The organism is Allobosea sp. CER48, from assembly GCF_044752385.1.
Taxonomy (GTDB): Bacteria; Pseudomonadota; Alphaproteobacteria; order Rhizobiales; family Beijerinckiaceae; genus Allobosea.
In genome coordinates this window covers 1-7457 of the sequence record NZ_JBIWYK010000130.1, presented here as the reverse complement: position 1 = coordinate 7457, position 7457 = coordinate 1, and the positions used below count along the sequence as shown (strand labels likewise).

At 67.6% G+C, this 7457-nt stretch carries 9 protein-coding genes; all 9 read right to left on the bottom strand.

Annotated elements, in window-relative coordinates; all coding sequences use genetic code 11:
• On the bottom strand, positions 1–1144 hold a 1144-nt coding region (locus ACIPIA_RS07200; RefSeq protein ID WP_400508052.1), incomplete at its 3' end, for an MFS transporter.
• A gap of 37 nt (positions 1145–1181) precedes the next feature.
• Positions 1182–2177, bottom strand: a complete 996-nt coding sequence (gene thiL, locus ACIPIA_RS07195; protein WP_400508050.1) for a thiamine-phosphate kinase — start codon at positions 2175–2177, stop codon at positions 1182–1184.
• Positions 2177–2644 (bottom strand): transcription antitermination factor NusB, encoded by a 468-nt coding sequence (gene nusB / locus ACIPIA_RS07190; protein ID WP_400508048.1) that lies wholly within the window; start codon positions 2642–2644, stop codon positions 2177–2179. Before nusB ends, thiL begins: the two co-directional genes overlap by 1 nt.
• Positions 2641–3150 carry a 6,7-dimethyl-8-ribityllumazine synthase gene (gene ribH / locus ACIPIA_RS07185; RefSeq protein ID WP_400508046.1) on the bottom strand — a complete coding sequence of 170 codons (510 nt, stop codon included), beginning with the start codon at positions 3148–3150 and terminating at the stop codon, positions 2641–2643. Before ribH ends, nusB begins: the two co-directional genes overlap by 4 nt.
• Positions 3151–3184: 34 nt before the next feature.
• A complete protein-coding gene (locus tag ACIPIA_RS07180) occupies positions 3185–3832 on the bottom strand; it encodes a riboflavin synthase (protein WP_400508044.1) in 648 nt (215 codons plus the stop codon).
• Positions 3832–4962 carry a bifunctional diaminohydroxyphosphoribosylaminopyrimidine deaminase/5-amino-6-(5-phosphoribosylamino)uracil reductase RibD gene (gene ribD / locus ACIPIA_RS07175; protein WP_400508042.1) on the bottom strand — a complete coding sequence of 377 codons (1131 nt, stop codon included), beginning with the start codon at positions 4960–4962 and terminating at the stop codon, positions 3832–3834. Before ribD ends, ACIPIA_RS07180 begins: the two co-directional genes overlap by 1 nt.
• Positions 4955–5464, bottom strand: a complete 510-nt coding sequence (nrdR, locus tag ACIPIA_RS07170; RefSeq protein WP_400508041.1) for a transcriptional regulator NrdR — start codon at positions 5462–5464, stop codon at positions 4955–4957. The genes ribD and nrdR overlap by 8 nt, the downstream gene beginning before the upstream one ends.
• Before the next feature lie 42 nt (positions 5465–5506).
• Complete coding sequence (glyA, locus tag ACIPIA_RS07165; protein WP_400508039.1) at positions 5507–6805, bottom strand: serine hydroxymethyltransferase; 1299 nt, start codon at positions 6803–6805, stop codon at positions 5507–5509.
• Positions 6806–6917: 112 nt separating this feature from the next.
• A complete protein-coding gene (locus ACIPIA_RS07160) occupies positions 6918–7397 on the bottom strand; it encodes a helix-turn-helix domain-containing protein (RefSeq protein WP_400508054.1) in 480 nt (159 codons plus the stop codon).
• Positions 7398–7457: the final 60 nt, after the last annotated feature.

The following is a 7457-nucleotide window of genomic DNA, read 5'->3' as shown; positions in this document are numbered from 1 at the left end:
CCGGCGGGAACACCAACCAGTTCACGGCATCCCAGCCGCCGTGGCTCAGCAGACCGCCGGCCGAGAACGAGGCGATGGCAACAGAGCCGAAGACGAGGAAGTCGTTGGCCGCCTGCACCTTCACCCGCTCTTCCGGACGATAGCAATCCGTCACCAGTGCAGTGGCGCCGATGAAGCCGAAGTTCCAGCCGAGGCCGAGCAGGATCAGGGCCAGCCAGAAATGGCCGACGCTGAGGCCTGTGAGGCCGACGACCGCCGCAAGCGCGGTCAGGACAAGGCCGACGGAGGTGATCGTGCCTTTGCCGAAGCGGGCGATCAGCCGGCCGGTGAAGAAGCTCGGCCCGAACATGGAGAGCACGTGCCACTGGATGCCGAGCGCGGCGTCGCCCACCGAATGGCCGCAGGCGACCATCGCCATCGGCGCGGCCGTCATGACGAAGCTCATCAGGCCATAAGCGACCAGCGAGGCCGTCACCGAGGCGATGAACTTCGGCTGGCGCATGATCTCGCCCAGCGGACGGCCGCCGCCCGAGCGGACGGCCGCAACCGGCGGGGCGCGCAGGCGGGACACGATCAGGATGGCGATCAGGGCCAATGCGCCCTGCGCAAGAAAGCTCGCAGCGAAGGGAGCGGCGGGTGTGAGGTCCCGCGTCCAGTAAACCGATTGCGGCCCGATGATCCCCGCGGCGAGGCCACCGATCATCACCCAGGAAATGGCGCGGGGCCGGAATTCCTCGCTCGCCGTATCGGCGGCGGCAAAGCGATAGCTCTGGACGAAGGAGCCATAGAGCCCGCAGACGAAGGTGCCGAGGCAGAACAGCCAGAACAGGCGCAGCGAGGCGCCACCTGCCGCCAGGCTCGCACCGGCCGCGCCGACGAGCGCACCGATCAGATAGCCGCTTCGGCGCCCGAGCCGGCGCATCACCATCGCCGCCGGGATCACGCCGATGGCGATACCGAGCTGTAGCAGGCTGACCGGAACCGTCGCGAACGCCTTGTCGGCGACGAGCTGCGCCCCGACGATGCCGCCGAGCGAGATGATGATCGCAGGATTGGCGCCGCCCAGCGCCTGCGCACCGGCAAGAACGAGCGCGTTGCGCTTCGCGAGCCTGTCGCCATCGAGGACCGGAACGTGCTGGTTCATCACAACGCTGCCTTGCGGCCGCGATCACGAGCCGCTGTCAGAAGTGAGAGAATGAGCCCTGCGCGAAGCCGCGCAATTCACCCTTCTCGCGATAAGTCACGGCGCCAGTGTCGGCGATCACCCGCCCAATCGGTGTCAGCGGAAGCATGATCTCTTTCGCTGCCGCCATCAGAGGAGAATATTCTCTTTCCGAAACCGTGCAGAGAATTTCGTAGTCGTCTCCGCCGGTCCAGGCCAGTTCCGCCAGTGCGGGATCAGCCATGACCGCGGCGCGGGCCGCTGGCGAGAGCGGGACGGCATCGAGGTCGATCTCGGCGCCGACGCCGGATGCCTTCAGCAGCTTGGCGAGGTCGCCGACCAGTCCGTCAGAGATGTCCATCGCGGCCGAGGCGTGCCGCTGCAAAACCTCCGCGAGCCTGTGGCGCGGCTGCGGATAGAGATAGCGATCGGCGAGGCAGGCCCGGTTCTCGGCCGCGAGCGCGGCAACCCAGCCCGGCTTCTCCGGCCCATGCACCTTGAGGCCGAACGCGCCGTCGCCGATGCTGCCGGAGACAAGCACCACGTCGCCCGGCTTCGCGCCGGAGCGCCGGACCATCCGGCCGGCAGGAACCGTGCCGAAGGCGGTGATCGACAAGGTGAGCGGTCCGCTCGTCGAGACCGTATCGCCGCCGACCAGCGGGCAACCGGCCTCGTCGGCCATGCGCGCGATGCCGGCGGCAAAGCCGGAGAGCCAGGCTTCGGTCCAGCCCCGCGGCAGGGCCAGCGTCAGCACGAAGCCCTCGGGTTTCGCGCCCTTGGCGGCGAGATCGGAGAGATTGACCGCCAGCGCCTTCCAGCCGATCGCCTCGGGCGGATCATCGGGATAGAAGTGGACGCCGGCCACGAGTGCATCAGCCGTGACGACGACCTCGTAGCCGCGGCCGGGCCGCAACAGCCCTGCATCGTCGAGAAGGCCCAGCCCGCCCGGCCCGGCGATCGGCGCGAAATAGCGGGCGATCAGCTCGAATTCGCCGGGGCGGGATGGTTCGGTCATCAGCTGTTGGCTGCGTCGAACTCGTCGGCGCGGAAGTCGCGTGCCATCCGGTCGAGCACGGCATTGACCATGCCGATCTCATCGCCGGAATAGAAGGCGCGCGCGACCGCGACATATTCGGAGATGACGGCGCGCGCCGGCACGTCCTTGCGGAAGGCGAGCTCATAGGCGCCGGCGCGCAGGATCGCGCGGACGACGGCCTCGACGCGCTTCAGCGGCCAGTCCTTGGCGAGAAGATCGTCGACCGTGCGGTCCACCAGGCGCTGCTCGCGGACGACACCGCCAAGCACGTCGCGGAAGAAGGCGATCTCGGCCTCCGGCAGCTCGATCTCCTCGACCTCCTTGCCGATCCAGAAGTGCTCGAACTCGGCCATCGCCTCGACGACGCCACGGCCGCCGATTTCCATCTCGTAGAGCGCCTGCACGACCGAGAGCCGCGCGCCGCGCCGCTTCTCGGCGCGGCTCATTGCGAAGGCTCCGCCAGCGAACGCTTGTAGCGGAGGACAGCGAGCGCGGCTTCGGCAGCGCCACCGCCCTTGTTCATGTCCTCGCGGTTGGCGCGGGCCCAGGCCTGCGCCTCGTTCTCGACGGTCAGGATGCCGTTGCCGAGCGGCAGGGCAAAGGCGACCGAGAGATCCATCAATGCGCGCGAGCTCTCGCCGGCGACGATGTCGTAATGGCCGGTCTCACCGCGGATGACGGTGCCGAGCGCGACGACAGCCTCATAAGGATCGACGGCCTCGTCGGCGGCACGCAAGCCGATGACGATTGCGGAGGGGATTTCCAGCGCGCCGGGAACGGTGACGACGTCGACGCGGCAACCGGCTTCTTCCAGCACCGAAACCGCGCCCGCCAGGAGTTCGTCGGCGTACTTGTCGTAGAAGCGCGCCTCGACGACGAGGACGCGGGCGCCGTCGATCTCGACGGCTGGAGTTGCGGCCTTGTCGGCCGAGGTCTGCCGGGATCCGGCCATTTCTTCTATCCTTCTTGGAGCGTGAAGAGGCTGGTTACCCCTGCGGACGCGCCTCCGCAAGCCGCGCGGCATACCGAGCCATCAGATCGACCTCGACATGAACGGAGTCGCCCTCCTTGCGCTGCCCCCAGGTGGTGACGGCGAAGGAGTGCGGGATCAGCAGGACGGTGAAGACGTCGTCCTCGACAGTATTGATGGTCAGCGAGGTACCGTCGAGGCAGATCGAGCCCTTCGTGGCGATGAACCGCGCCAATCCCTGCGGGGCCTGGATGTGAAAACGGGCGGTCGCGCCCCAGGGTTCGTCGGGATCGGGCTCGATCGCGTCGATCTTCAGAATGCGCCCCGGACCATCGACATGCCCGACGACGAGGTGGCCGCCGAGTTCGTCGCCGACCTTCAGCGAGCGCTCGAGATTGACGAGGGTTCCAGGCTCCCACTCGCCGACGAGCGTCTTCGCCAGCGTCTCGGCCGCAGCTTCCACCTGGAAGATGCAGCCGGGCTTGCCGTCCTCGCGGGGCCGAAGCGCGGTGACCGTCAGACAAACACCGGCGCATGCGATCGAAGCGCCGATGGCGATGCCTTCCGCTTCATAGGGACAGGAAATGGCGAGTCGCTTGAGGCTCGGCCCCTTGCGCTCGGCCTCCACGACCTCGCCGACGGCGGTGACGATGCCCGTGAACATCAGCCTCTCCTCACGAAATGCTCGAAACGGTCCTGCCCGACCAGTCCGGTCTCGGCAAGGGCGTATAGATCGGGGTCGGCCAGCAGGCCGGCAAGCCCCGGACGCACGGCAACGACGCCGGGCTGCCCCAGCGTTTTTGGCGAGGTCGAGACGATCACCTCGTCGGCGAGCCCGGCCAGCGCCAGCTTCTCGCCGATGCGCGGGCCGCCTTCCGAGAAAACGCGGGTGATGCCGCGCGTACCCAGCAGCGTCAGTGCGTCATGCAGATCAAGGTGGCCGTCCGGTCCGGCGGATACCCGCATCACCTCGACGCCAGCCGCGACCAGGGCCTGCTCGGGTTCGATCGGCGCGCTCTCGGCCGCGATGACCCAGACCGGCACCTCGCGGGCCGTGCGTACCAGCTTCGAAGCGATCGGCAGGCGCAGATGCGTGTCGAGGATCACGCGGATCGGCGAGCGCTGTTCGAGGCCCGGCAAGCGCACCGTGAGTTGCGGATCGTCGGACAGCACCGAACTGACGCCGAGCATGATCGCATCGTGATGCGCACGCTGAAGATGGACCCAGCCGCCGGCAACCGGGCCGGACACCGCGATCGGGGTGCCCCCTGCCCCGCCGGCATAACCATCGGCCGTCCGGGCGATCTTGAAGGTCACCATCGGCCGGCCCTGCGTAATGCGTGTGAGATAGCCGCGATGTGCCTGCCGCGCCTCCTGCTCCAGCACGCCGACGGTGACTTCGATGCCGGCGGTGCGCAGCAGCGCATGGCCCAGCCCGGCGATGAAGGGGTTCGGGTCCGACATCGCCGAGACCACGCGCTTCACGCCCGACAGGATGGTATGCTCGACGCAGGGGATGCCGCCGCGCACCGAGCGATGCGAGCAGGGTTCGAGCGTGACATAGAGCGTGCCGCCCATCGAAGCCGCGCCGGCTCGCGAGAAGGCATGAGCCTCGCCGTGGGGGCGCCCTCCGGGCTGGGTGTGGCCGCGGGCGACGACCACGGGGCCGTCCGGCGTATCCCGGGTGATTATGGCGCCGACCGACGGGTTGGTCGCGGTCGTGCCGAGGCCGCGCGCACCATAGGCGAGCGCCTGCGCCATGAAGACGCGGTCGATCGCGCTGCGATCAGTCATCTTTGCGAGGGGACCTGTCGCGCAGAGCCGCTACCGAGGCGACGTCTTCCTCGCCCGCGCCGAGCTGGCCGAGCAGTTCCTCGAAGTCCTTGGCTTCGCGGAAGTTCTTGTAGACGGAGGCGAAGCGGACATAGGCGACGTCGTCGAGGCCCTTCAGCCCCTCCATCACCAGCTCGCCGATGGCCGAACTCTGTATCTCCGCCTCGCCCGAGCTTTCGAGCTGGCGCACGATGCCGTTCACCATGCGCTCGATGCGCTCCGGCGCGACCGGGCGCTTGCGCAGCGCATGGGCGATCGAGGTTTCCAGCTTGTCCCGGTCGAACGGCGTGCGCCGGCCGGAGCGCTTCACGACCGTAAGTTCGCGCAACTGCACGCGCTCGAAGGTGGTGAAACGGCCGCCGCAATCGGGGCAGACCCGGCGGCGGCGGATCGAAGCGTGATCGTCGGTGGGACGGGAGTCCTTCACCTGCGTGTCGAGGGAGCCGCAATAGGGACAGCGCATTCCGGTTCGCCAGCCTTTCTCAGAGCCCCTTCGACGCTATCCTCAGTAGATCGGGAAGCGCGCAGTCAGCGCCTTGACCTTGGCGGTCACGGCCTGCTCGACCGATGCATTGCCCTCCTCGCCATGGGCGGCGAGACCGTCCAGCACCTCGGCGATCAGCTCGCCGACCTGCTTGAACTCGGCGATGCCGAAGCCGCGCGAGGTCGCCGCCGGGGTGCCGAGGCGGATGCCGGAGGTCGTCATCGGCTTCTCGGGATCGAAGGGGATGCCGTTCTTGTTGCAGGTGATGTGAGCGCGGCCGAGCGCGGCCTCCGCCGCCTTGCCGGTCAGCTTCTTCGAGCGCAGGTCGACCAGCATCAGGTGGTTGTCCGTACCGCCGGTGACGAGATCGAAGCCCTTCGACTTCAGCGTCTCGGCCAGCGCCTTGGCGTTGGCGACGACGGCGTGGGCGTAGGTCTTGAACTCCGGCTGCAGCGCCTCGTGGAAGGCAACCGCCTTGGCCGCGATGACATGCATCAGCGGGCCGCCCTGGATGCCCGGGAAGATCGCCGAGTTGATCTTCTTGGCCAGCGCCTCGTCATTGGTCAGGATCATGCCGCCGCGCGGGCCGCGCAGGGTCTTGTGCGTCGTGGTGGTGACGACATGGGCGTGTGGGAACGGCGAGGGATGCGCGCCGCCTGCCACGAGGCCGGCGAAATGCGCGATGTCGACCATGAAATAGGCGCCCACCTTGTCGCAGATCTCGCGGAAACGGGCGAAATCCCAATGGCGGGCATAGGCAGAGCCGCCGGCAACGATGACCTTCGGCTTGTGCTCGATGGCGAGGCGCTCCATCGCGTCATAGTCGATCATCTGGTCGACGACGCAGACGCCGTAGGACACGACGTTGAACCACTTGCCGGACTGGTTGACCGGGGCGCCATGGGTCAGGTGCCCGCCGGCGGCGAGGTCCAGGCCCATGAAAGTGTCGCCGGGCTGCATCAGCGCCATGAAGACGCCCTGGTTGGCCTGCGAGCCGGAGTTCGGCTGGACATTGGCGAACTTGCAGTCGAACAGGCGGCAGGCGCGCTCGATCGCGAGCTTCTCGGCGATGTCGACGAACTGGCAACCACCATAATAGCGCCGGCCCGGATAGCCCTCGGCATACTTGTTGGTCATCACCGAGCCCTGCGCCTCGAGCACGGCGCGGGAGACGATGTTCTCGGAGGCGATCAGCTCGATCTCGTCGCGCTGGCGACCGAGTTCGAGCGTGATGGCATGAGCGATCTCGGGATCGACGTCGGCCAGGGAAGCGCCGAAGAAGGAGTTCGAGAGGTGCTTGTTCAGCGCGGCTTCGGTCATGTCCGGCTCCTGAGAAATGCGGCGGGTGCGGCCCAGCTCCGTTGCGGCGTCCCCTACCATGGGGCGGGAGGCTGTCCAAGCGATAGATCGACCCAGATGGCAACCTCGCCAATCACGGGGTGACGGCGGAGCCCCGCCGCCTTTGCCGCGAGGGCCGGAGGCCGGTGCCATCAGCCGACCGAGACGGTTCATAGGCGAGCGGCCTGCGCGATGCCGTCTTCAGAAGAGCCCGGAAAGTCGGGCATTCGAGGTGAGTCGGCGCAGGGCAATCGGCAACGTGACGCAGCGCATCCCGCAGCGTCCTCAAGCCCACGATCTGCCGCTGCAGTTCGCTCGCCTTCGCATGGAGCTGTGCGCGGGGGATATCGGGCTCGCCATTCTGCCCGAACATGCCGGCGATCTCGTCCAGCGAAAAGCCTGCGGCCTTCCCAAGATTGATCAGCGACAGCTTCAGCAAGACGTCGGCGTCGAACTGCCGGCGCAGCCCGCGACGGCCGTCCGATCGGATCAGCCCGATTTCCTCGTAGTAACGGAGCGTCGAAGGCGGCACGCCCGAGCGCTCCGCGATCTCGCCGATATCGAGACGGGACATGCTTGACCTCAAGTTGACTTGAATTCGTACGCTCGCCCCGGATCGAGAATTCAGCAAGAG